Here is a 23,925-nt window from a genome sequence, read left to right as displayed (position 1 = left end):
CCCTGCGAGCAGCTCTCTCGGCCGCAGTTCAGCCGCTGCAGGCCTGCGCAAAGATGACATTTAACTCCGCAGTTTTGATGCCGCCCGTCGGTACTCTAGAGAGATGTGAACCGCCTCTCCCCCTGCACTGGTTCTCTGTGCAGGGAGTAGCTGCGCGGGCTCGCAGAGACGGCGTGGATTGGCCTGGCCGGGTTCCGCCGCCGTGGAGACGAGGCCTTGACCACAGGCGGTCAGAGTCATCGGAGATGGGATTGTTGTTCCTGGGGCGTGGCCCCGGACTGATTCGGAACAAAGATATTCACGCGGACCCAACCCGGCCGCGGACGAGAGCCAAAAGGATCGCTATGACGTTGTCTGCTCAACGCCCCCAACGCTACCCGAGTCGCGGCTTCACTCTTGTGGAACTGCTGGTAGTGATCGCCATTATCGGGGTGTTGATCGCCCTGCTGCTGCCGGCGGTTCAGGCGGCCCGCGAAGCGGCCCGCCGCGCCCAGTGCAAGAATCAACTCAAGCAGCTCGGCCTGGCGGCCCTGCTGCACGAAGACACCCACGGATACTTCCCCAGCGGCGGTTGGGGCCAGTGGTACGTCGGCGATGTGAACCGCGGATTCGGCAAGAAGCAGCCCGGCAGTTGGTGCTTCAGCCTTTTGTCGTACTTGGAGGAGAGCAACCTGCAGAACCTGCTGCAGGGCCTTGGCTCGGACACCGCGGCCTACGAGCAGGCGTCGAAGATTATGAACTCCACGCCGATCGACGTGTTTAGCTGCCCCTCGCGGCGGCCGGCGATCGGCTACCCGGTCGACTGGGGATCGATCAAGGAGCAGGTCTGGGTCAAGGACTTAGTCGCGGTGCCTAAGTCAGACTACGCCGCGAACAGTGGCGACTCACGGCACTTCGCCTCAACCAGCATTGGGGCGACGTTCTGGCAGCCAAACAACTACGCCCAGGCAGATTCCGGCTCGACGAGCTGGACGAAGACCAACGACCCAACCAAGGGCGACTACTTCCAGACCGGCGTTATCCACTACCGCAGCGAGATCAAGCCTGCCAAGATTGTCGATGGCCTCAGCAAGACCTACTTGTTCGGCGAGAAGTTCATGTCGCCGATCATCTACGACGGCGTCAAGAACGCCACGGATTCCTATCAGCGGTACAGCGACAACCAGTCGGCGTTCGTCGGCTTCGAGTGGGACAACCACCGTGTTGCCTGGGCGCCCGACGCCTACCGCCCGAGTAATCCCGAGGAGTACCAGCCTCGTCAGGACACGGACGTCGACGGGTGGGGCAACGTGTTCGCGTTTGGGAGCGCCCACTCGGGCGGCCTGAACATGACCTTCTGCGATGGCTCGGTGCACACCATCAACTACGACATCGAGAAGGAAGCCCACCGCGCCCAGGCGGTCCGCGCCGATGATTTAACCCGCATCGTTAAACGGGGCCGCGGCTAGACTGCCGGCTCCAACCCTTGCGACGCGTCGAACCGAGACGAGCCACGTGCCGAGTCACCGACGAGCGCGAAACACGTGCGCTAAAGCCAGTGGTAATTCCTTGCGTTTCCAATCAGCTTAGAGAGTGCGGTGTGGCGGCCCCTCGGTCCCCCTGTCGCACGCATCCCCGACACCGGTTGACACCTTCCCGACGGAGTTCACCATGACCGCCCGCTACCTAACCTCCTTAGCCCTGACCCTTTGCATCACGGGGACGCTGCTCGCGGACACCGTGATCGTCAACGAGAATTTCGAGTCTTACGCCACCGACGCCGACCTCTATGCGGTGTGGGCGTCCAGCAACACCTCGGACGACGGAATCCTCGACGACGGCACGATCAACCCGAATGCCTACCCGGGCGATGGTCTTGGCGGCACGAAGGGCGTCGACCACCTGGGCGGATCGGTGAACCAGTACACGATGCCGCTGGGCACCAGCGGCGCCGCCGGCAACGCCGTCGTCCCGACCGAGTCGCAGAGCTTAGTCTTGTCGGGCGACATCTTCGACACCGAAGCCGCGGGCAACAAGCGGATGTCGATCGGCCTGCGGTACAGCGATGTTATCGGCACCGAGAATATCATCGAGCTCGGCTTCTGGAACTCGTTCAGCCTGACCGACGGCACCGTCGTCGACAACCCGAGCTACGGCGCCCGCATGGTGCTGTTCCCGGGCGGCGCGACCGGCTACACCGGCGGCTGGGTGCCCATCGAGCTCGACCCGTCGCTCGACGTCATCCCCGACGAAGAACTCGAGGGCGACGGCATCGTTGGCCCCGGCGACATCGGCGAGGCCTGGCACCGCTACTCGGCCATCATCACGCCGTCCGACATCACCATCACGATGGACCTGTACCGCGACGGCATCAACAACGCCACCGAGTCGGCCGGCGTCGACTACTCGCAGACGTTCGACATCGTGACTACCGCCAACGGCTACAACAACCTGCGGATCGGCGGCCCGTCCGGCGTGACCTCCGCCGGCGGCGGCGTGGTGTTTGACAATATCAGCCTCACCCTGGTCGACGTGGAGACGGGCGGCGGACTCACCGGCGACTACAACGGGGATGGCCTTGTCGACGCCGCCGACTACACCGTCTGGCGTGACACGTTCAACCAGAACGTTACGCCCGGCGAGGGCGCCGACGGCAACGGCGACGGCACCATCAACACCGGTGATTACAATGTCTGGGTCAGCAACTACGGGTCGGACGGCTCTACCATTACGGCCGCGACGGCTGCCCCCGAGCCGACTGCACTCGGTTTGATCGCTGGCGTGCTCGCCACTGTCCTGACCGGCGCCCGCCGGAGCCGCGTGGCATGAGCTTGTCTGCGGCAGTTAGGCAACTAGCACGCGTCGCCGCCGTCATGGCGGCGACGCTTTTTTCTGCGGTCGCGGTCGCCCAGTTCACCGCGTTGCCCAACATCAACGTCATCGGCTCGGGCAGTGTGCCGACCGACACGGATTACGTCCCTAACTGCGTGCTCTGTGAGAACGGCGGCGCCAGTTACGAGGCGCTCAAGGCCCAGGCGGTGGCCGCCCGGACTTACGCCTACTACAAGATGGACCGCTCCGGATCCATCGCCGACGGCACGGTCGACCAGGTCTACAGCTGCTCGGGGTCGCCCCAGGCGATCCACTACGCCGCCGCCCGTGACACCGAGGGCGAGATCCTCTCCATCGAGAACTTCGGCGGCGGCGACGTCCTGATCGCGGCCTTCTACGTGGCGGGCGCTATTCCCACCGGTCCGTTCGATCCCGCCAACCCGAGCGCCGTACCGAACGCGGGCGACTCCGACCCGACCAATACCCAGAAGTGGGTCACCTACCCGTACGAGAACGGCCTGTCGGGCGGGACGAACACCGGCACCCCGCTCGGCTTTCAGGGAACGCGGACCAACCCCAACTGGCCCAACCGCGGCGCCAAGAGCCAGAACGGCGCCGACTTCTTGTCGGACAACAGTGTGTCGTATGTCGACATCCTGAAGTACTACTACGGCGCCGACATCCAGCTCCGCACGGCGAGCACAGCCGGCACGTCGGTGACCTACGGCCGGAAGGTGCTGACCAGCTTCGATAACTACGCCGACCGCTCGCGACGCACCTACCAGGGGCACGAGGGCTACTTCAACCGCGACCCGACCTACTCCGGCAGCACGACCGCCAATATCGCCGGCAGCACGGCCGAGCGGTCGGCCGACACGGCCCACGAGGGGACCCACTCGCAGTTGATCGACATCACCTACGACGAGTCTTCCGGCGAGGAGTTCCTGCTGCGGCACGTCTCCGCGGCCCGGTTCAGCGACTTCGGCGGCTCGCAGAACGTGGCCGCCGGCGTGGCCAACCTGAGGTTCGAGGCCGACGGCGCGGTCGGCTTCTGGCTCAAGACCGACGACCCGGGCCTGACGGTCTCGATCGCGTTGGACGATCCCGACACGGGCGAGCGGGGCGTGTTCAAGGAAGTGATTGCCGACAACCAGTGGCGTCAGTACCGTTGGTTCATCGATCGGGACGAAGACTGGGACGCCTGGTCCGGCGGCAACGGCGTCGTGGACGGCGATTTGGTCACGGTCGACTCGATCCAGATCAAGGGCTCGTCGGACGCCCAGGTCTACCTCGACACGGTGTTCTGGGATCCTTCTGCCGAGTTCGAGCCGCGGTTCTCGGGCGACTACAACCGCGACGGCGTGGTCGACGCCGCCGACTACACGACCTGGCGCAGCCTCAACGGCGCGGTCGGCGGCAGGATCGCCGCCGACGGCAACGATGACGGCGTGGTCGACGAACTCGACCTTGCGATTTGGCGCAACAACTACGACAGCGGCGCGGCTGTGTCGCCTCAGTCGGACTCAGCCCCAGAACCGAGCAGCTTGGCGGGCCTCCTTGGGGTTGCGTTGTGCCGCTGGATTGGGCGGCGAGCGAGATGCGTGAAGTCCTGACAGTTGTGCGCAAAGACGAGACGTGATTCGTGCCGTCTTGTTTACATTGGGAGTTAGCACCATAGGACCCGCACCGGAGCGGCGAGAGGCCACCTAGCAACGTTTACCTAGACGCAGATTCAACTGGAGATTGAGCTCATGAAGAAAATCCTCTGCATGGCAGCGATGTTGCTGCCGGCCTGCTACGCCAACGGCGCCGTCATCGTGGACGAGGACTTCGATTCCTACGCCGACACAACCGCCCTCGGCGGTGTCTGGTCGCTCGGGGACGGCACGCTCGACACCGTGCTGGGCAACCCCTCACAGTCGCTCTACCATCCGGGAACGGGCGCCTCGTTCAGCGGCGCCAACACCAACTCTCTCAGCTTCGCCGAGATCGCCCCAGGGCCCGGCGAGAAGCTCGTGTTCTCCGCCGACATCTACGACGACGGCGCCTCCGCTAACAAGCGGACCTCCGCCGGCCTGCGTGAAGCAGCGGGCGCCAACATCATCGAAATGGGCATGTACAACTCGCCCAACCATTACGCCTACCGCGCGATCCTCTTTGGCCCGGGCGACCCGAGCTGGGTGGCCTTCAGCGGCCTGGTTGACGACGGCGGCGCGGCGATCGAGAACGAGCCTGTCGAGGGCTGGCACCGCTTTACCGCCGAAGTGACTGCCACGAACATTGACTTCATGCTCGACCTCAACTCCGACGGCACGATCAACGCGACCGCGTCCGTGCCCATTGCCCCGAACGACCTCGGCTTCGACATCATCCGCCTCGGCGGCCCGTCCGATTTGGGCTCGGCCGGCGGCGGCGCAAACTTTGACAACATCTCGCTGGAGCTGGTCCCTGAGCCCGCTTCGCTCGCGATGGGTCTGTTGTCGGTCATCGGTCTGGTGGGCGTACGCCGCCGCCGTTAAGGAGCGAATTCTAGCCGTGGCAGAGGTGGCTAGTCTTACCACAGGTGGAACAGTGGGAAGAGCCGGGCCCACGAGCGACTCCGTCCGGGGACCGGGCGGATAGAAAGTTGGGCATCGACACAGCGTCTTGGCAGGAAGCCAAGACGCTTTTTTTGCGCCCCAACGCACTCCTCACATCGACCAGCAGCGGGCGCACGGTCGGCCAAGGCCGCTGCGCATCGGCGAGGCGAAATTACGCATTCCCCCCGCCCGCTCGAAGCCCGCAGCGGGTATTGTAGAGGCTATGGAACGCTACCAATCGTACGCAAGACCGCTTCGTTTCTTCGCCGCCTGCCTACTCATGTGCGGCGCAACTCGTGCGGGCGCCGACGGCCCGCCGGAACTGCAGAGCGAGTTCCGCGCCGCATGGATCGCCACGGTCGCCAACATCGACTGGCCCAGCAAGCCCGGCCTGTCGACCGAGGATCAGCAGCGGGAGCTGCTCGGCCTGCTCGACAAGGCGGTTGAGCTGAACCTGAACGCCATCGTGCTGCAGGTCCGCCCGGCGTGCGACGCGTTTTATTCGTCGGAACTGGAGCCGTGGTCGCCCTACCTGACGGGCGTCATGGGCCAGGCGACGAGCCCCGGCTACGACCCGCTCGAGTTCGCCGTCCGCGAGGCGCACCGCCGTGGGCTGCAGCTGCACGCCTGGTTCAACCCGTACCGGGCGTCGCACCCGAGCTACAAGGGAGAGCTCTCTGCAGACCACATCAGCCGCCGCCTGCCGGGCTCGGTCGTCGAGTACGGCGCCTACCAGTGGCTCGACCCGAGCGACGACGACGCGTCGCGGCATTCGCTCGACGTGATCATGGACGTCGTCCGCCGCTACGACATCGATGGCGTGCACTTCGACGACTACTTCTACCCCTACCCGATCACCGCCAAGGCCGACGATGGCCAAGACGCCGAGGTCCCGTTCCCCGACGACCGCAGCTGGGAAAAATACGTCGCCTCGACTCCCAGTGGCGACCGCCTGAGCCGTGACGACTGGCGGCGGCAGAGCATTAACCAGTTTGTCGAGCGGGTCTATCAAGCGATCAAGGCCGAGAAGCCCCACGTGTTGTTCGGCATCAGCCCGTTTGGTATCTGGCGGCCCGGCCACCCAGAGTCGGTGGTTGGGTTCGACGCGTACGAGAAGCTGTACGCCGACTCGAAGCTGTGGCTCGAGGAGGGCTGGGTCGACTACTTCACCCCGCAGCTCTACTGGCCGGTGCGTTCTAGCGGCCAGAGCTACCCAATCCTGCTCGAGTGGTGGACCCGGCAAAACCCCCACGGCCGCCCGATCTGGCCCGGCCTGTTCACCTCGAAGGTCCGTTCCAAACCGGAAGGCGACGGCTGGTCCGCCGCGGAGATCGTGCAGCAGGTGCGGCTGACCCAGGCGTTCGCGCACGCGGGCGGCAACGTGCATTTCAGCATGAAGGCGCTCGCCAAGAACTACGACGGCGTCGCGGACGCGTTGGCCGACGGCCCCTACGCCGAGCCGGCGCTGCCGCCGGTGTGCGGTTGGCTGACCGAGTCCGCCCCCCCAGCTAGGCCAATCGTCCGCCGCGAGGAGGGCCGGCTGGTGATCAACTCGACAAACGTCGATGATGTTTGGCTGTACGCGGTGCAAACCCACACCACGGAGGGCTGGACCACGCGACTGCTGCCGGGCGCGGCCGACAAAGCCGACGAGTCGGCCGGCGAGGCCTTCGTGACCGCGATCGACCGGTACGGACGCCGCAGCGAGCCGGCTCGCGTGGCGGCGCCCTGAACGAGCAGCCGAACCAGCAGCCGAATCACAGGAACCTGATGGCGGACCCGACGACAACCGACGCCGAGGAATTGGCTCCTCTGCCCCCTGCCGCGGACGAGACGCCGCGCGGGGCATCGCCGCCCGAGGGCGCCGGCCGCGCGTGGTGGTGGATCCCAACGCTCTACTTCGCCGAGGGCGTGCCGAACGAGGTCGTGATGACCCTGGCCGGATCGATGTACGTGCTGCTCGGGATCGGCAACAGCGAGATGGCGTTCTACACCAGCATGCTGTACCTGCCGTGGGTGCTCAAGCCGCTTTGGAGCCCGCTAGTCGACGTGCTCGGCACGCAGCGCCGCTGGATCATCGGGACCCAGGTCGCGCTGGCCGCCGGCTTCCTGGGGGTCGCCCTCGTTCTGCCGACCGCCGGGTTCTTCTTTGCCTCGCTCTGCTTCTTGTGGATTCTGGCGATTGGCTCCGCGACACACGACATCGCCGCCGACGGCTACTACATGTCGGCGCTGCCCGAGAAGAGCCAGGCGTGGTTCGTAGGCATCCGCAGCACGTTCTACCGCGGCGCCAAGTTCTTCGTCTCGGCGGTGCTGCTGGCGACCGCCGGCATCCTGAGCGACCGCCTGCCCGCGGCGCAGGCTTGGGCGTGGACCTTCGGCCTCGCCGCGGCAGTGTATGTAGTGCTGGCGGCGTACCACGCGTGGAGTCTCCCTCCACAGGTCAAGACCCGCGACGACGGCGCCGGCGTTGCGAATCTATTGGACGAACTCGTCAGCACGGTGGTCTCGTTCTTCGAGAAGCCGGGCATGGTGATTGCCATCGGCTTCCTGCTGCTCTACAGGTTCTCCGAGGCGCAGCTGGGACGGATCGCCCAGCCGTTTATGTTCGACGAGCGGGCCGCTGGCGGGCTGCATTTGAGTGAGGAGAGCGTCGCCGTGATCTACGGCACGTTCGGCCTCGCCTGCCTGACGCTGGGCGGGATCCTCGGCGGCTTTGCGATTGCCAAGCACGGACTCAAGCGTTGGTTCCTGCCGATGGCACTGGCGATCAACGCGCCGAACCTGCTGTACCTGGTGCTGGCGACCACGCAGCCGGAGAGCATGTGGCTGGTCGGCCTGGCGGTTTCGGTCGAGCAGTTCGGCTACGGCTTTGGCTTCGCCGCCTACCTGATGTACATGCTGAAGATTGCAAAAGGGCCTCACCAGACCGCCCACTACGCGCTCTGCACCGGCTTCATGGCGCTCGGCATCATGCTGCCCGGCATGATCTCCGGCCAGGTGCAGGAACAGAGCGGGTACGTCGGCTTCTTCTGGTGGATCCTCATCGCGACCGTGCCGAGCTTTGTGATGACCGAGCTCGCCCGCCGTACACTCGACGACTAGCCCCAACTCGGCGGCCCTCGCCTGGGCGCCGAACACCCCCACTCAGCCCACCGAGCAACCGCCGTGACTACCACCGTCGAGCAGCTATCGCTCGAAGAGAAAATCGCCCAGCTGGTCTTTGTCCGCATGGGCTCCAACCTGCCGCCCATCGTCACTGCTTCGGACGACGAAGAGCGCGTCGCCGCGCTGCTCGAAGATTGCCCGGTCGGCGGACTGCTGCTGTTCAACGGCGTCTGGCCCGAGGTCCGGGCGTCGCTCGGACGGCTGCAGGCAAAGGTGAAGACGCCGCTGTTGGTCTCGGCAGACCTCGAGCGTGGCGCCGGGCAGCAACTGGCGGGGCTGACCGTGTTCCCGCACGCCAGGGCGTTCGCGGAGCTCGGCGAGCAGACGCAGGCCGACCTGCGGCGGGCGATCGAGATCACCGCCGAGGAGGCGCTGCAGGCCGGCGTGCAGATCCTGTTCGCCCCGGTCGCCGACGCCAACACGAACCCAAAGAACCCAATCATCGCCACCCGCGCGTACGGCGAGGAACCCGCCGCGGTCGCCGAGTTGGTCGCAACCGTGGTCGACGCGATGAACTCGGCCGGCGCGCTCGCCGCCGCCAAGCACTTCCCCGGCCACGGCGACACCAGCCAGGACTCGCACGCCGAGCTCCCCTCGGTCGACCATCCGGCGGAGGTGCTCCACCGGCAGGAGCTCGTGCCGTTCCGTGCGGCGATTGCCGCGGGCGTGCCGCTGATCATGTCGGCCCACGTCTGCTACCCGGCGCTCGACCCCTCGGGCGAGCCGGCTACGTTCTCCAAGGCGATCCTGACGGACCTTCTCCGCGGCGAGCTCGGTTTCGAGGGCGCGGTCTGCTCCGACAGCCTACTGATGGCCGGCGCGACCGGTCGGTACGAGAGCGAGGCCGAGATGGCCGCCGCCGCCCTGACGGCCGGCGTCGACCTGCTGCTCGACCTGGCCCACCCGGTCGCGACCGTCCGCGAGATGTCCGCCATGGTCGAACGAGGCGACCTGCCGCTCGAACGCGTCGACGAGGCGCTCGGACGCGTGATGCGGCTTAAGGAACGGGTCGCCGGCGTGACGCCGTTCTCTCCCGAGATCGGCGCCGAGCAGCGTGACGCCAACCGCGTGTTTGCCGCCGCGGCCGCCGAGGGCGCCATCCGCATCTTCGGTGATGGCCCGCCGCCAACGCTCGACCCTAAGAAGTCGACGACCGTGGTGCTGACCAAGCCGTTCAACCTGCCGACCGACCCGGCCAAGCAGCCCTTGGCGGACGCCATCGGTCAGCTCTTGCCCGGCGCCCAATACTTCGAGTTCGGCCCGGAGATCGACCAGGTAGCGGCCGACGCCGCGGTGGCCGCTGCGGCCGACAGCGATCAGGTGCTGCTAGCAGTTATTGCCAAACCGGCCGCGTGGCACGCCTTCGGCATGACCGACGATCAACGTCGGCTCGCCGAGCGGCTGGCGGCGGACACCAAGACGATTGTCGCGTCGCTCGGCGTGCCGACAATCCTCGCCGACTTCCCGGCCGACCGCCCGAAGCTCTGCACCTTCAGCGACGTGCCGGCGTCGCAGCAGGCGCTGGCGAGGAAGTTGTGCGGCGGCGCCTAGCGCCGCGGGACCGCTTGTCGGGCTACTCAGCCAGCAGTTGGGCCCACGCCCAGCGGTACAGGTTGCGAGCATCGACGTACCGCGCGTCGCCCGATGTCGAGCCGAGCACCACGACGATCAGGTCCGAGTCGCCCCGCTTGCCCGCCGAAACCAGGCACGCGCCGGCCGGTCCGGTGGTGCCGGTCTTCACGCCGTAGAAGCCCTCGATGCCGAGCAGCTGGTCGGTGTTCTTCCACACCACGTTGCGTTGATAACCGTCGACCGAGTCGACCGTGATCGCGTACAGTGGGGTCTTCACCACTTCGCGGAACTTTGGCAGGGCGAGCGCCGCGCGGGCCAGCTTGACCATATCCGCGGCGGTGGTGTGGTGCCCGTCGGCGGTCAGCCCGTGGGGGTTCCGGTAGCCTGTCCCCGACATGCCAAGATCGGCGGCCGCCTGATTCATCGCCGCGATGAAGGCGTCGTACGGCGCCGTCCCCTCGTCTTCGGCCAGCCGCTTGCCGAAGTGCTCGGCCAGGGCGACCGACATGTCGTTGCCCGAAGGGAGCATCAGGCCGTACAGGGCGTCGCCGACCTTGACCCGCTCACCGGCGTTGAGGTCGGAGGTCGAGCCGGAAGTATTGTCGGCCCGTTCGGAGAAGGTCAGCACCTCTTCAAGCACAGCCGGGTCCTCTTCGGCCAGCTGGCAAACCAGGTAGGCGGTCATAATCTTGGTGACGCTGGCCGGGTCGCGCTGCAGCGAGTCGTTGTAGCCCCACAGCACCTCGCCGATCTTGGCGTCGGCGATCGCGTACGCCTTGCAGGTCACCACCGGGGGGCCGGTTAGCTTGTCTGCCGCACGCTTCTTGCGGACCTTCGACATCACCACCGCCGGGTCGGGGGTCGGCTGGTCCTCGGTCAGCAGCGGTCCGAGCGCCCGCCAAGTGTCGGGTCCGACCTCGCCGGTCGCCTCGACGCCTGCCTGTTTCTGGAACTTGATCACCGCGCGTTCGGTGTTGGGGCCGAAGTCGCCGTCGACCCCTAGATCGGGCGACGGCTTCAGGCGCGCGTTGAGCATCCGCTGCAGCGACTCGACCAGCTCGCCGTCGGCGCCGACCTTGAGCACCCGGGCGACCACCGCGGTCGCGGCGTCCTCGTCGAGGCCCCAGTGCGCGTAGATCGCCTTGCCGAATTCGGCGGCCAGCAGCTCGGCCTCGTTCTCGTCGCCCCAGCTGTGGTCCTCGTTGTCGCCGGTGAGGATACAGAAGGCGATGGGCCCCTTGGGCGACTCGATGATGCCGGCGTCGCACCGCACGGCCGAGACCGAGCCGGTTTTGTGCGCGACCCGGGTTTCCTCGGGCAGGTAGCGGGGGACCTTGCTCCGCGACTCGCATGCCAGCAGGTGCTCGTAGATCGACTTGCTCGCCTGTTTGCTGATCAGCTCACCACGTTCAATCTGCTCGAGCAGCTTGAGCATCTCGCTGGCCGAGGTGCTGCCGAGGCCGAACTCCCTACTCCGCTCAGGGGCGATCGACGTGTCGCGGCGGAACACCTTTGCGTGCAGCCGGGTGTTGTTCAGGCCGAGCTGGTCCATGTACTCGTTGGTGGCCGGCAGCCCGATTTGATCGATTACGAGGTTGGTCGCGGTGTTGTCCGAGAACGCGATCATCAGCCGGATCGCGTCGTGCAGCGGCATCTTGAGCCCGGCCGAGAAGTTGGCCGTCAGCACGCCCGAGCCGGGGACCTTGTCCTCCTCCTTGAGCGTGACCATCGCGTCGAGGTCGACCTTTCCCTCTGCCGCGGCGTGGTAGGCGGTCGCCAGGATCGGCAGCTTGATCAGGCTCGCGGTAGGCATCGGTCGGTCTGCCTGGAAGCTGAACTCCTCGCCCGAGGGGAGGTGCTTGGCCGCTGCGGAGACCGTGCCCCGGTGGCTCTCGAGGAGGTCCACCAGAGACGAATTAAAGTCGGCCGCGGCCGCTTGCCCGCGGCTGAGCAAGAGCATGGCCGCCGCCACGGGGAGGATTGCTGCGCGGAGGGATGCCTTCATCAATCGAACCTTCTTCAGGGGATGGGCTTCAGTGCATGGGCGCCCGCTCGGCGGGCTATTGCAGAGGGCCGTCGAGCAGCTCCGTGCCCAACCCGGGCAGGGAGGGAAGCTCACAACGCCCCTTCTCGAGCCGCGCGCCGGTCGCGATGTCCTTGGCGATCAGCACGGCGCCGTCCATGTCGACGTAGTCCAAGAGCGGCAGCAGTTGGGCGATCGCCGAGATGCCGACCGACGACTCGGTCATGCAGCCGACCATGGTCTTCATGCCGAGCCCGCGCGCCTCGGCCAGCATCCGCCGGGCCGGCGCCAGGCCGCCGCACTTCACGAGTTTCACGTTCACGCCGTGGAACAACCCGGCGCACCGCGCGACGTCCGCCTCGCAGACGCAGCTCTCGTCGGCGATGACCGGCAGGGCGGACTCGGCGTACACCTTCTTCATGCCCTCGCGGTTGTCGGCCGGCAGCGGTTGTTCGATGAACTCGACCCCCAGCTCCTTAAGCTCGCCCGACAGCTCGACCGTCTTCTCCGGCGTCCAGCCGCAGTTCGCGTCGACGCGGAAGCGGGCGTCGGTGTGGCGGCGGAGCTCGCGGATGATCTCGATGTCCTCGGGCGTGCCGAGCTTGATTTTGTAGACCGGCCAGCCGGGCTCCTCGGCGAGCTTCTCGACCATCACGGGGATGGTGTCGATGCCGATAGTGAAGTTCGAGTTGGGCCCCTGGGACTGGTCGAGCCCCCACAGTTCGCCGACCGGCTTGCCGGCGATCTTGCCCCACAGGTCGTGCAGGGCGCAGTCGAGCGCGCACAATGCGAACGACGAGCCGCGGACGCCGCCGTCGGCGCTGCCGTCGAAGCCGATCTCGGCGCCGACGCGGCGGAGCAGCTCGGCAGGGTCCTCGGGCGTCCAGTCGTCGAGCAGCGGCTGGGCCTTGGCGACCATCGCCGTGATGTTCTCGATAGTCGCTTCGTAGTAGTCGTTCTCGGTCGCCTCGCCGTAGCCGTAACGGCCTTCGTGTTCGGCCTGCACGATCATGGTCGGCTGCACCGAGACCGCGCTGCGCGAGATGCGGAAGACGTGCTTCAGCGGGAGGTCGAATCCGCGGGTGAGCAGTTTGGTCATCGCGACTTCACCTCGGCACGGAGTTTCTCGATCGCGTCGACCAGTTCGTCGACGCCGTGGCGGAGCGGGTCGGCGATTGGCAGGCCGAGTTCGCCCCGCATCCGCTCCCGCTCAACGGCCGCTTCCTCTTCACTTACGCGGCGGCTGTTCATCGCGATGCCGATTACCTTGGAGGGCATCCGCAGACCGGCGAGCATCTCGTGGGCCTCGATCAGTTTGGGCAGCGGCTGCAGCGGGACATGCTCGACGCCGTGCACGTTCTCGCGGCCGACTTCGTAGACCATGATCATCCCATGCGGGGTCGAGCCGTGGAGCAAACCCGCGGAGACGCACGAATACGCAGGGTGAGAGATCGTCGCCTGGCCTTCCACGATCAGCACCTCGTGGTGCTGGTTGGCGAGGATCTGCTTCTCGACCGCGCCGTTCACAAAGTCCGACACCACACAGTCAACCGGGCAGCCGTCGCCCTCGATCATGATGCCGGTCTGGCCAGTCGCGATGAACTTGGCGTCGACGTCGCGGGCGGTGAGGCCCTTGATAAGCTCGAGCGCCGTGAGCATCTTGCCGATCGAGCAGTCCTGCCCAACGGTCAGGATCCGCAGGCAGTCGTCACGGAGGTCCTTGGCCTTGGCGAGGTCGCGTTCGTTGTTGCGACGCACGTCGTAAATTACAGAGCCTGACTTCTCGGCGGCTGCGGCGATCTCTGGGTCGTTCGAAAGGAAGTCGTGCAAACCAGAGACCAGCTTCATGCCGCGACCGGCGGCCTCGATCAGGATCGCCCGCCAGTCCTCCGGAACACGGCCACCCGGGGGGGCGATACCGATCGTGAGGGTGGTGGCGTCTGGCACATCGCTCAGCGCGGCGACAATCGGCGTGTCGCCGCCGACGCCGAACGCCTGGTCGGTGGTTTGACCAGCCCGCGAGCGGTCGAGCACCGCGACCACATTCTCGCCGCGGTAGCGGAGGATGCTCGTCGCGGTCTTGGCGGCAAGGAGCGACGCCGCGCCGTCCGTCAGCAGGACGATGGATTCTTCTGAGGTGGCCAAGAGAATTTAGCAAGCCAAAGGGGGAGGGGAGGGCGCCGTGGCGCCGGAAAAGCCCCGCCGCGGCCTAATATGAGCCGCGCGAGACCCATGCGAATCGTAATCTGCGCCCCGGGAGGACTAAAGCCCCGCGAGCGCAGCAATGTAACGATAAAGCGCACCCGGGGCAGGGCGTCAATAACCGGGGTCGCGGTCCTTCTGGCCGGCCAGCAATTCACGCCGGTAGGCCAGCGGGGTCGTGTTCACTTCCTTCTTGAACGCCACGCCAAACCGGGTGGCATTGGCGAAACCGCACGCGTGGGCGACCTCGCTGATCGACAGCTCCCGCTTCGCCAGCAGCTCCCGCCCCCGCTCCAGTTGCACCCGCCGAATCTCCTTGGCGGGCGAGCGGCCCAGGTAGTTGCGGAACTGGATCTCCAGGCCCCGACGCGAGATCGGGATCTCCCGAAGGATATCAACCACCGCAATCCCGCGGTGGGCGTGCGCCCGGATGAACCGCAGCGCGTCGACAATCATCGGGTCGTCGATGGCCAACAGGTCGGTTGACTGCCGCGCGGCTATGCCGTGCGGGGAAATACGCTTGGCCGATTCGGGCGGCTGGCCGCCCGAGATCAGTGAATCGAGCATCTCGGCGGCGGTGAAGCCGATCTTCTCACTCGCGACCTTCACATGCGAGAGCGGCGGGGTCGAGACCTCGCAGAACACGTCGTTGGGGTCGCCCGCCAGGATCGCGATGTCGTCCGGCACGCGGAACGCGTTCAGGTGGCAGATCTCGGCGAGCTGACGGCCGTGGGCGGCGTCGATCGCCAGGATGGCGATCGGCTGTGGCAGCGAGGCCAGCCACCGCGAGACGCGACGCTGCTGCTCTACCCAGCCAATCTTGCGGCCAGGGCGGTAGCCCGGCTTGTACTCGCGGCAGACGTAACCGTGCTCCTCGACCGCTTTGACGAACGCCTGGCCGCGCTTCTTGGAGTACTGCGTGCTCGGCGGGGCAAAGTAGCCGAACTGCTGGAACCCTCGGTCGAGCAGGTGCGTGAGCGACTGCTCCGCCAGCGCTGCCTCGTCCGTGATCACCATCGGGAACTCGGCCAGGTCCTCGTAGATGTCATCGACATTGACCACCGGCGCGCCGCTGGCGCGAACCTGGTCGATCTGCTGGCGACTGCTGAGCCGGGCAATAATGCCGTGCCCCGTCCACCCATCTGGCAGTGCCGAGCGGTGCTCGTGGTCGCGGGGGTCGAGCAGCAGGTGCCAGCCGCCATGGCGCTCGGCGTAGTCGGCGATGCCGCGAATCACTGCGCAGCCCGACGAGGTATCGGTCTCGATCAGCACGGCGACGCGCTGCATGTTCCTGAACATCGTCGGCGATCGCGACGGTTCGCCGTTGGACTCGGAGGCGTTCTGGCTCTTAGCAGAATCCATAAGACTTTTAGTCCATTGGTGTTACGACCAACGAAGACATCCAGCTGTCAATGCATCCTAACTCAAACGACGGCACAAATCCATGCGCGAAACGATGCTCAACATCTCCAGTTGCCCTTTTCTGGGCGCCGAGAACCGAGCCTCGACGTGCGCCGATGCGCAGCAAACCGAAGACAATCGTCGCTGAGTCTCGCGTTCTAGCGCAGATTAGCACACGGACGCGTGCGCTGCGGCGACACAGCCAATCGCGGGATCGCGCACAACAATTATACGGGCGGGCGTCAGTCCGTCGCTCGCCAGGCAATCACAGAGGGCATTGCGGAAGAATTGGCTGCCGGCCAGCACTCCGCCTCCGAGGCTCAGCGTGTACCCCCCAGCGGCGAACTTGGCTCCGTTGACCGCTCGGCCGACCACTTTGCTCAGCGATGTGGCCTCTTCGCAGAGCAAGGCCGAGGCGTCAGCGTCTTGCGGGGCCAGGCCAATCACCCCCCGTGCGATGCTCGCAATCCGCGACCGCTGGTCGGCAGCCTGGTAAACCGCTGCCAAGAGCCCGGCCCGGCTGTCGGCGTCGAGCGTGCTGCAGCAGGCCACCGCGACGGCAGACCGCGGCCGGTCGGCCTCAATCTCGCCGAGCGTCTGCTGCAACGCACGACGGCCAATCGCATAGCCGCTGCCTTCATCGCCCAGCAGGTAGCCCCAGCCACCGACCCGCAAGACGTCGTGGTCGCCGGCTCGGCTGAACGCCACCGAGCCGGTCCCCGAGATGACTCCCACCACTGGCGGCTTGGCCAGAGAAAAGAACGGCTCGTAGTCGGGGACAACCCTGCAGATCTTGGCAATCCCTGCAGCTGCGAGTGTTTTCTGCAGGGCGAGCCGGAGCGTGTCATCGGCGGCCCCCGCCGCGGCAACCACGGCAACCTCGACCTGCCGGTTGAGTCCGTCCACCGCAGCGCGCATCGCCTCGACGATCGAACGAGCGGCGTTTGGCAGACCATGGCTCATTGGGTTGCCAGGCCCCGCTTCGCCGACTCCTAGGATGCAGTACCGATCGCCCGGGCCTGCGGTCGCGAGCAGCGCCCGTGACTTGGTCCCCCCCGCATCGACTCCCAACAGCAGCGGTGATTGGTCGTTCACTTTGGTGGGCGCCGATGGGGTCACGTGGGGCACGGACGGGGGTGCGCAAATGTAAGAGAATGATGCGCGTCGTCCGTACGGTGGATTGTTCAAAATACCAAGATTATATTCCGCAGTAAGGCGGGGCTCGGAGTCGGCCGTGCTACGCCGCTGCCGTGCTCGCTCTTGCCGCCTGCCCCTCCCCGAGATGTCGGCCCTGCCGGGTCGTAGCCGTTTGCCTTCCTCGACAATCCCGCTGATCGACTGGGTGATCATCGTGTGCTACCTCATAGGCAGCACGGCGATTGGCCTGTTTGCGTCGCGGGCGCCGAAGACTGCCGAGGGGTTTCTCGTCGGCGGTCGTCAGCTCACCTGGTGGATGCTGCTGTTTTCAATCGTCGCCACCGAGACCAGCACCGTCACCTTCCTGAGCCTGCCCGGCACGTCGTTCGTGGAGGGGGGCAACCTGACCTTCTTGCAGCTCACCCTCGGCTACATTGCTGGCCGCCTGATTCTGACTTGGCTGGTGATGCCGATCTTCTTCTCGGGCGCGTACCTCACGGCGTACGAGATCCTGCAGAACTCGTTCGGCCCCAACGTGAGGAGCGTGGTGTCGGTGCTGTTCCTGGTGATGCGCAACCTGGCCGACGGGCTGCGGCTGCTGCTGACGGGTTGGCTGATCAACGCGGCGACCGGCTTCGACTTCACTACCTGCGTCGTGGCGATGGCGGTCTGCACGGCCATCTACTCCGGCGTGGGGGGCGTAGCGTCGGTCGTGCTGAACGACTGCCTGCAGTTCGCGATGTACATGATCGGCGCCGCGGTGGTGATGGTGCTGCTGGTCCGCGACGCGCCCGGCGGTTCGGAGGCCATGTGGCAGTTCGCCGAAGAGACCGGCCGCCTGCGGCTGCTGGACTTCGACACCTCGCTGTTCACGAAGTCAATCACCTTCTGGTCCGGCCTGATCGGCGGCGCCACGCTGACGATGGCGTCGCACGGCGCCGACCACATGATGATCCAGCGTTACTTGTGCTCTAGGTCACGCCGTGAGGCGAGCTGGGCGGTCGGCCTCAGCGGGCCCGTCGTGGCGTTGCAGTTCCTGCTGTTCCTGGCGATCGGCATCGCGCTGGCCTACTGGCACTCGCAAGGCGCCCTCGGGTACGAGATCGCGAAGGGGGATCAGGCGCTGATCGGCTTCGTGGTGCACCGGCTCGGGATCGGCCTCCGCGGGCTGGTGATCGCGTCGGTGCTGGCGGCCTCGATGTCGACGCTGTCGAGTTCGCTGAGCGCCTCGGCCGGCGTGCTGGTGAACGACCTGGGCAAACGCCTGATCCCCGACATGAGTGACGCCGGCCTGCTGCTGGGCGCAAAGGTCGCTACGTTCGCCTTCGCCGCGGTGCAGACGGTGGTCGCCGTCGGAGCCTACTATGCCCTGAGCCCCGACAGCACGGTAATCAGCGCAGTGCTCGGGATCGCCGGCTTCTCGACCGGGCTCGTGCTGGGCATCTACTTGCTTGGCGCCGCCCTGGGCCGCGCCAGCGAGACCGCCGGCTTGATTGGCATCGCGTGCGGGCTGGCGGCCTGCTGCTACGCGAAGTTTGCCGCCGACGTGAGCTGGCCATGGTTCTCGCTGATTGGAGCCACGACAACCTTCTTCACCGGCTACCTGATCTCCCTGGCCGTGCCGCCGAGGACGCAGACCGCTTGAGCAACATGATGCCCCCCAGACTTCAACACACAGCAATCGCGGTCGCCCTGCTCTGCCTTCCGGGTCGCCTGACTGCCGCGGACGACAGCCGCTGGGTCGCGGTCGCGACGGTCAACCCGCTGGCTACCGACGCCGCCGAACAGATCTACCGCGACGGCGGCAACGCGGTCGACGCTGCCATCACTGCAGCGTTGACGCTCGGTGTGGTTGACGGTCACAACTCAGGAATCGGCGGCGGTTGCCTAATCCTGGTCCGCTCACCCGACGGCGAGTTCCTCGCAATCGACGGCCGCGAGACGGCCCCCGCCACCGCCACCCGCGACATGTACCTCCGCGATGGCCAAGCGCGGCCCGACCTAAGTCAGACGGGGCCGCTCGCCTCGGGCACACCCGGCGCGGTGGCCGCCTACGCGCTGCTATCGGAGCGCCTGGGCGCCCTGGACCTCGCCGACCTGCTCGCCCCCGGCGCGAAGTTGGCCGAAGAGGGCTTCGCTGTCTCGCCCAGCCTTGCGTCCGCGTTGCAAGAAACGGAGCGGACCCTGCGCCGCTTCCCGGCGTCCGCCCGGGAACTGTTAGGGGAAGACAACCAGCCCGCGACCGCCGGTGAGACGGTCACGCGCCGCGACCTAGCCCGGACCTACCGCGGCATCGCGTCCGAGGGCGCCGCGTGGTTCTACGAGGGGCCCTTCGCCGAGGCGACCGACAAGTGGATGCGGGAGAACGGCGGCATCATGACCGCCGCCGACCTGGCCGCCTACCGCCCGCAGCTCCGCATGCCGATCCACAGCAGGTACCGCGGGCGCGAGGTCGTCGGCTTCCCGCCGCCGAGCTCCGGCGGTGTGCACGTCGCGCAGATGCTGAACATGCTCGAGGGGTTCGACCTCGGCCAGATGTTCGCCGACGACCCAGCGCTGGCCAAGCACCTCGTGGGCGAGGTGATGAAGCTGGCGTTTGCGGACCGCGCGTACTGGCTTGGCGATTCTGACTTCGTCGACGTGCCGCGGCGGCTCGCGTCGGTCGGATACGCCAAGCAGCTAGCCGAGGGAATCTCACTCGAACACGCCACGGACGTCCCTACGCACGGCGAGCCGCCCCAGTGGCGACAGGACCTGTTCGGCCGCCATACCACGCACATCGCCGCCGCCGACTCGGACGGCTACTGGGTCGCGATCACCGCGACCGTTAACACCACGTTCGGCTCGAAGGTCGTGATCCCGGGGACCGGGGTCGTGATGAACAACGAGATGGACGACTTCGCCATCCACCCCGGCACCCCGAATGCCTTTGGGTTGATCGGAGCCGAAAACAACTCGGTCTTCGCCGGCAAGCGACCGCTCTCCTCGATGAGCCCCACGATCGTGCTGGACGAGAACGGCGAGCCGCTGCTGACGGTCGGCGCGGCCGGCGGGCCGAAGATCATCACGCAGGTGCTGTGGGCGATCATTAATACCATCGACCGCGGCATGACGCCCCAGCAAGCGATCGCCGCCCCGCGGGTGCACCACCAGTGGCGTCCGAACACGCTGAGCTACGAGGACACCACGCCCGCCGCCGAGGTCGACCGCTTCCGAAAGCTTGGGCACGATGTGGCCGAGCTGCCGTCGGCCGGCCGCGCCCAGATGATTGCCCGCGACCCCGAGCACGGCTTTACCGCGGTCTTCGATCCACGCATCCAGGGCAAGGCGACCGTCGAGCGTCTGGCCCCCTCCCGAGTCCCCGCCCTGTCGTCGCAACCATGAAACAAATTATGCGTACCCCAATGCTCACCCTGGCGGCCCTCGCCGCGACCGCGTGCGCCGCATTCGCCGCGGATCCCAACATCGAGCTAGGTCCCGTGGATGTCGGCGGCCGACCCACCGGAGCCCTCTCTGGCAAGATCGTGTACGTGCACGGCGGCCACGGCTACACCGCCAACAACAAGTCGGACGGCGCGTGGTCTACGCAGCGGCCGCTGCTGCTGGGTATGGTTGAGGACCTGGGCAACAAGGACCAGATGGACTTCTTCGTCGACCACATCTTCCGCGCCGGCGCGACGGTGGTGCCGCTCCGCCCGGTCGGCGCTCAGGCCAACGAGGTGGTGATGGACAACACCGACCCGGGCGTCACGTTCCACGGCGACTGGAAACCTGGGCAGAGCGGCGTCTACTTCGGCGCCAAGGACGCCGAGCCGTACCGGTTCGCCACTACCACAGCGGCCGAGACCGCCACCGCCGTCTACCGCCCCGACCTTCCTGCTGCGGGCGTCTGGCCGGTCTACACCTGGGTGACCTCGGGCGACAACCGCGCGGTCGACCAGACCTACGCGGTCCACCACGCCGGCGGCACGACCACCGTGACGATCAACCACCGCCGCGTCGGGCACGGCCCGGTCTACCTGGGGTCGTACTACTTTGAGAAGGGCAACGCCGGCTCGGTGACCATCAGCAACGCGTCGAGCGAGCCGGGTTCGGTTGTTGTGGCCGACATGATCCGCTTCGGCAACGGCCGCGGCGACATCGACCGCGGCGGCGGGGTCTCTGGTCAGCCCCGCGAGGACGAGGCCGCCCTTTACTGGGTAATGTGGCACGCCGGCCACGCGCAGGGCATCCCGATCGACAGCTACCGCCGCACCGACGACGACCGGCTGGGGACCATCTCGCTCACCCCCCGCTTCGCGAAGTACATGAACAACGAGGCCCACGGCCCTGCCGAGGACCGCGTGTTCGTCAGCTTCCACTCTAACGCCGGCTCCGGCAAGAACCGCGGGGTGCTCGGGCTCCGCAACGGCAACAACTACGCCACCTCCGAGACGCCCCACCAGCGGCTGCTGGCCGAGACCCTCGCCCGTCAGATCAACGACGACCTGATCGCCCAGCCGGGCCGCTTCGAGCACGACTGGTTCGACCGCGGCAAGGTCGTGACGCTCGACCGGGCCGACATCGAATTCGGCGAGCTGAACAACAAGTACATCGACGACGAGTTCGACGCCACCATCATCGAGACCGGCTTCCACGACAACGAGCCCGACTCGCAGATGCTCCGCGACCCCAGGGTCCGCGACGCCATCGCTAAGGCGTCGTGCCAGGGGCTCATCAAGTACTTCCACGAGATCGACAACGGCGCCACGCCGCTGACCTCTCCGCCGGAAACGCCGCTCGAGCTCTCGGTCCACACATCGCAGAACGGCGTCGCCACGCTCACGTGGCAGCCGCCCGCGTCGGGCGAGGTGGCGGGCGACCCGCCCAGCGGCTACGTCGTGTACACCTCAGAGAACGGGCGCGGGTTCGACGGCGGCCGCCGCGTTCTCGGCGCGAAGACCACGGCGTTCAGCGTCGCGGGCCTAGAACCGGCGAAGGCCTACGCCTTCCGCGTGGCCGCGTACAACGCCGGCGGCGAGTCGGCGCCCACCGAGGCCCTGCCCTGCGTAGCGACGAACGGCGGCAAACGCGTCCTCGTGGTCGACGGGTTCGACCGCTGGGACCGCTACCTCAACGACACGCAGCCCCACTACGAAGGGGGCCACGCCGACCGCGTCCGAACGCGGGTCGACAACCCGCGCCTCGGCGCCGCGACCACCGCTGCCGCCGTCGCCGAGGCGAACAGCCGACTCGGCGTCGACGGCGCGTCGAACGAGGCGGTCGCCGCCGGCGCGGTTGACCTCTCACGGTACGACGCGGTCTTCTGGGTTCTCGGCGAAGAGTCGTCGCGCGACCGTACCTTCGACGCCGACGAGCAGGCCGCGACCCGCGCTTACGTCGAGTCGGGCGGGGCGATGTTTGTCTCGGGCGCCGACCTGGCATGGGACCTCGACCACCTGAACCACGGCCGCGATTTCTGCCACGAGGTGCTCGGTGTAGAGTACGTCGCCGACTCGCCGAGCGGCGCGGACGCGTCCGGGATCGAGGGGTCGGCTCTGGCCGGCGTCCAGTTCCCGCTCGTCCAGCGTGGCGAAGCGAAGCCGACCAGCGACGTGATCCGGCCGCACGGCGGCAGCCAGCCGGCGCTGACCTTCGGCGGCGATCAGACCGCCGCGGTGCAGCGGACCGACGGCAAGCAGCGTGTGATCGCGATGACCACGCCGCTCGAATCGATCGACGACCAACAGACCCGCAAGAGCGTCGTGGCGGCGGCGCTCCGCTACTTCCAACTAGCCGAATAACCCTTCCGTGAGACGAACGATCATGAAGCTCACTTCCGCCTTCCTCCCGCTGCTCTGCCTGGCAATGGCCGCCCCCACCCCCCTGAACGCCAAGGACCGCGGGCCGATCGTTCTGACCGACCAGGCGCGTCAGATCCACGCCAAGACGCCAGTGGCCGACGGGCACAACGACCTGCCGTGGGAGATCCGCACCAAGGGCGACTCCAACCTCGACCGACTCGACATCGGCCAGCTGCAACCCTCACTCCAAACCGACATCCCGCGGATGAAGGAGGGTGGGGTCGGGATCCAGTTCTGGTCGGTCTGGGTGCCGGTCAGCACCGCCCGGCGGGGCACGGCCCTGCTGACCACGCTCGAGCAGATTGACCTGGTCAAGCAGATGGTGCGGCGGTACCCCCAGGACCTGCGGCTCGCCCTGACGACCGACGACATCAACCAGTGCCTGACCGACGGCAAGATCGCCTCGCTGATCGGGGTCGAGGGGGGCCACTGCATCGAGGGGTCGCTCGCCACGCTCCACCAGCTCTACGAGCGCGGCGCCCGCTACATGACGCTGACCCACTCGGACTCGCTCGACTGGGCCGACTCCGCCACCGACGACAGCCGCGCCGGCGGCCTGTCCGAGTTTGGCAAGGAGGTGATCCGCGAGATGAACCGGCTCGGAATGATGGTCGACATCTCGCACGTCTCTGCCGAGACCATGCACCAGACGCTCGACACGACCGCTGCGCCGGTGATCTTCTCGCACTCGTCCTGCCGGGCGGTCGCCAACCACCCGCGAAACGTCCCCGACGACGTGCTCGAGCGGATGCCGAAGAACGGCGGGGTCGTGATGATCAACTTCTTCTCCGGCTTCGTCGTCCCCGAGGCGAGCGACGTCTACACCAAGAAGTTCAACCTCCGCAAGAAGCTCGAGCAGGAACTCAACGACGACGACGAGGCGATCAAACGCCGCCTGGAGGAGCTGACCGGCGACAAGCCGATGCCCACCGGCACCATCCACGACGTCCTCGACCACATCGACCACGCGGTCAAGGTCGCGGGCATCGATCACGTCGGCATCGGCTCCGACTACGACGGCGTCAGTGTGCTGCCGAAGCAGCTCGAGGACGTCAGCTGCTACCCCTACCTCACCCAGGGCATGCTCGACCGGGGCTACACCGAAGAGCAGATCGCCAAGGTCCTCAGCGGCAACATCCTCCGCGTCATGAAGGCCGTCGAAGAAAAAGCCGCGGACAACTAAGCCGGA

Annotated in this window: 16 protein-coding genes; 11 read left to right on the top strand and 5 right to left on the bottom strand. The window is 66.8% G+C overall.

The window, feature by feature from the left end:
• The first annotated feature begins 344 nt into the window (after positions 1–344).
• From Pla123a_RS06095 to Pla123a_RS06065, 7 genes are all read left to right on the top strand, one after another.
• Positions 345–1,448: a DUF1559 family PulG-like putative transporter gene (locus tag Pla123a_RS06095; protein WP_197527726.1), complete on the top strand. Its 1,104-nt coding sequence runs from the start codon at positions 345–347 to the stop codon at positions 1,446–1,448.
• Positions 1,449–1,650: 202 nt separating this feature from the next.
• The gene (locus tag Pla123a_RS06090) at positions 1,651–2,808 is read left to right on the top strand and encodes a dockerin type I domain-containing protein (RefSeq protein WP_146584896.1); all 1,158 of its coding nucleotides are present in this window, start codon (positions 1,651–1,653) and stop codon (positions 2,806–2,808) included.
• Complete coding sequence (locus Pla123a_RS06085; protein WP_146584893.1) at positions 2,805–4,424, top strand: SpoIID/LytB domain-containing protein; 1,620 nt, start codon at positions 2,805–2,807, stop codon at positions 4,422–4,424. Before Pla123a_RS06090 ends, Pla123a_RS06085 begins: the two co-directional genes overlap by 4 nt.
• Before the next feature lie 138 nt (positions 4,425–4,562).
• Entirely contained in the window at positions 4,563–5,330 is a 768-nt protein-coding gene (locus Pla123a_RS06080) for a PEP-CTERM sorting domain-containing protein (RefSeq protein WP_146584891.1), read from the top strand.
• A 340-nt stretch (positions 5,331–5,670) separates the two neighbouring features.
• Positions 5,671–7,122 (top strand): glycoside hydrolase family 10 protein, encoded by a 1,452-nt coding sequence (locus Pla123a_RS06075; RefSeq protein ID WP_197527725.1) that lies wholly within the window; start codon positions 5,671–5,673, stop codon positions 7,120–7,122.
• A 38-nt stretch (positions 7,123–7,160) separates the two neighbouring features.
• A complete protein-coding gene (locus Pla123a_RS06070) occupies positions 7,161–8,495 on the top strand; it encodes a hypothetical protein (RefSeq protein WP_197527724.1) in 1,335 nt (444 codons plus the stop codon).
• 63 nt (positions 8,496–8,558) lie between these two features.
• Positions 8,559–10,109 carry a glycoside hydrolase family 3 N-terminal domain-containing protein gene (locus tag Pla123a_RS06065; RefSeq protein WP_146584887.1) on the top strand — a complete coding sequence of 517 codons (1,551 nt, stop codon included), beginning with the start codon at positions 8,559–8,561 and terminating at the stop codon, positions 10,107–10,109.
• Positions 10,110–10,131: 22 nt separating this feature from the next.
• Here Pla123a_RS06065 and Pla123a_RS06060 read toward each other — a convergent pair whose 3' ends face one another.
• The 5 genes from Pla123a_RS06060 to Pla123a_RS06040 all read right to left on the bottom strand — a co-directional run bounded on the left by Pla123a_RS06060 (position 10,132) and on the right by Pla123a_RS06040 (position 16,851).
• The gene (locus Pla123a_RS06060; RefSeq protein ID WP_146584885.1) at positions 10,132–12,135 is read right to left on the bottom strand and encodes a serine hydrolase; all 2,004 of its coding nucleotides are present in this window, start codon (positions 12,133–12,135) and stop codon (positions 10,132–10,134) included.
• A gap of 55 nt (positions 12,136–12,190) precedes the next feature.
• Positions 12,191–13,252 carry a dipeptide epimerase gene (locus tag Pla123a_RS06055; RefSeq protein WP_146584883.1) on the bottom strand — a complete coding sequence of 354 codons (1,062 nt, stop codon included), beginning with the start codon at positions 13,250–13,252 and terminating at the stop codon, positions 12,191–12,193.
• The gene (locus Pla123a_RS06050) at positions 13,249–14,298 is read right to left on the bottom strand and encodes a DUF1611 domain-containing protein (protein ID WP_231956340.1); all 1,050 of its coding nucleotides are present in this window, start codon (positions 14,296–14,298) and stop codon (positions 13,249–13,251) included. The genes Pla123a_RS06055 and Pla123a_RS06050 overlap by 4 nt, the downstream gene beginning before the upstream one ends.
• 171 nt (positions 14,299–14,469) lie before the next feature.
• Positions 14,470–15,717: an AraC family transcriptional regulator gene (locus Pla123a_RS06045; protein ID WP_146584879.1), complete on the bottom strand. Its 1,248-nt coding sequence runs from the start codon at positions 15,715–15,717 to the stop codon at positions 14,470–14,472.
• A gap of 207 nt (positions 15,718–15,924) precedes the next feature.
• Positions 15,925–16,851: a BadF/BadG/BcrA/BcrD ATPase family protein gene (locus tag Pla123a_RS06040; RefSeq protein WP_197527723.1), complete on the bottom strand. Its 927-nt coding sequence runs from the start codon at positions 16,849–16,851 to the stop codon at positions 15,925–15,927.
• Between the two features lie 214 nt (positions 16,852–17,065).
• Between Pla123a_RS06040 and Pla123a_RS06035 the strand changes: the two genes are divergently transcribed.
• Genes Pla123a_RS06035 through Pla123a_RS06020 form a run of 4 tightly spaced genes read left to right on the top strand, consistent with a single transcriptional unit; the run spans position 17,066 to position 23,919 of the window.
• Complete coding sequence (locus Pla123a_RS06035; RefSeq protein ID WP_197527722.1) at positions 17,066–18,538, top strand: sodium:solute symporter family transporter; 1,473 nt, start codon at positions 17,066–17,068, stop codon at positions 18,536–18,538.
• 8 nt (positions 18,539–18,546) lie between these two features.
• Positions 18,547–20,277 (top strand): gamma-glutamyltransferase, encoded by a 1,731-nt coding sequence (ggt, locus tag Pla123a_RS06030; protein ID WP_197527721.1) that lies wholly within the window; start codon positions 18,547–18,549, stop codon positions 20,275–20,277.
• Positions 20,278–20,285: 8 nt separating this feature from the next.
• Positions 20,286–22,676 (top strand): golvesin C-terminal-like domain-containing protein, encoded by a 2,391-nt coding sequence (locus tag Pla123a_RS06025; protein WP_146584872.1) that lies wholly within the window; start codon positions 20,286–20,288, stop codon positions 22,674–22,676.
• Between the two features lie 22 nt (positions 22,677–22,698).
• On the top strand, positions 22,699–23,919 hold the full coding sequence (locus Pla123a_RS06020) for a dipeptidase (protein ID WP_197527720.1): 1,221 nt from the start codon (positions 22,699–22,701) through the stop codon (positions 23,917–23,919).
• Positions 23,920–23,925: the final 6 nt, after the last annotated feature.

This window comes from Posidoniimonas polymericola (genome assembly GCF_007859935.1).
In the GTDB taxonomy this organism is placed as follows: Bacteria; Planctomycetota; Planctomycetia; order Pirellulales; family Lacipirellulaceae; genus Posidoniimonas; species Posidoniimonas polymericola.
Note: the sequence above shows the minus strand (reverse complement) of the source record. Positions and strands in the feature narration are given on the sequence as shown.

Excerpts from the sequence above, each read along its gene's own strand:
- Pla123a_RS06060 (WP_146584885.1), bottom strand. The coding sequence starts at position 12,135 with ATGAAGGCATCCCTCCGCGCAGCAATCCTCCCCGTGGCGGCGGCCATG.
- Pla123a_RS06055 (WP_146584883.1), bottom strand. The coding sequence starts at position 13,252 with ATGACCAAACTGCTCACCCGCGGATTCGACCTCCCGCTGAAGCACGTC.
- Pla123a_RS06090 (WP_146584896.1), top strand. The coding sequence starts at position 1,651 with ATGACCGCCCGCTACCTAACCTCCTTAGCCCTGACCCTTTGCATCACG.
- Pla123a_RS06080 (WP_146584891.1), top strand. The coding sequence starts at position 4,563 with ATGAAGAAAATCCTCTGCATGGCAGCGATGTTGCTGCCGGCCTGCTAC.
- Pla123a_RS06045 (WP_146584879.1), bottom strand. The coding sequence starts at position 15,717 with ATGGATTCTGCTAAGAGCCAGAACGCCTCCGAGTCCAACGGCGAACCG.
- Pla123a_RS06085 (WP_146584893.1), top strand. The coding sequence starts at position 2,805 with ATGAGCTTGTCTGCGGCAGTTAGGCAACTAGCACGCGTCGCCGCCGTC.
- Pla123a_RS06095 (WP_197527726.1), top strand. The coding sequence starts at position 345 with ATGACGTTGTCTGCTCAACGCCCCCAACGCTACCCGAGTCGCGGCTTC.
- Pla123a_RS06075 (WP_197527725.1), top strand. The coding sequence starts at position 5,671 with ATGTGCGGCGCAACTCGTGCGGGCGCCGACGGCCCGCCGGAACTGCAG.
- Pla123a_RS06025 (WP_146584872.1), top strand. The coding sequence starts at position 20,286 with ATGCGTACCCCAATGCTCACCCTGGCGGCCCTCGCCGCGACCGCGTGC.
- Pla123a_RS06020 (WP_197527720.1), top strand. The coding sequence starts at position 22,699 with ATGAAGCTCACTTCCGCCTTCCTCCCGCTGCTCTGCCTGGCAATGGCC.
- Pla123a_RS06070 (WP_197527724.1), top strand. The coding sequence starts at position 7,161 with ATGGCGGACCCGACGACAACCGACGCCGAGGAATTGGCTCCTCTGCCC.
- ggt (WP_197527721.1), top strand. The coding sequence starts at position 18,547 with ATGCCCCCCAGACTTCAACACACAGCAATCGCGGTCGCCCTGCTCTGC.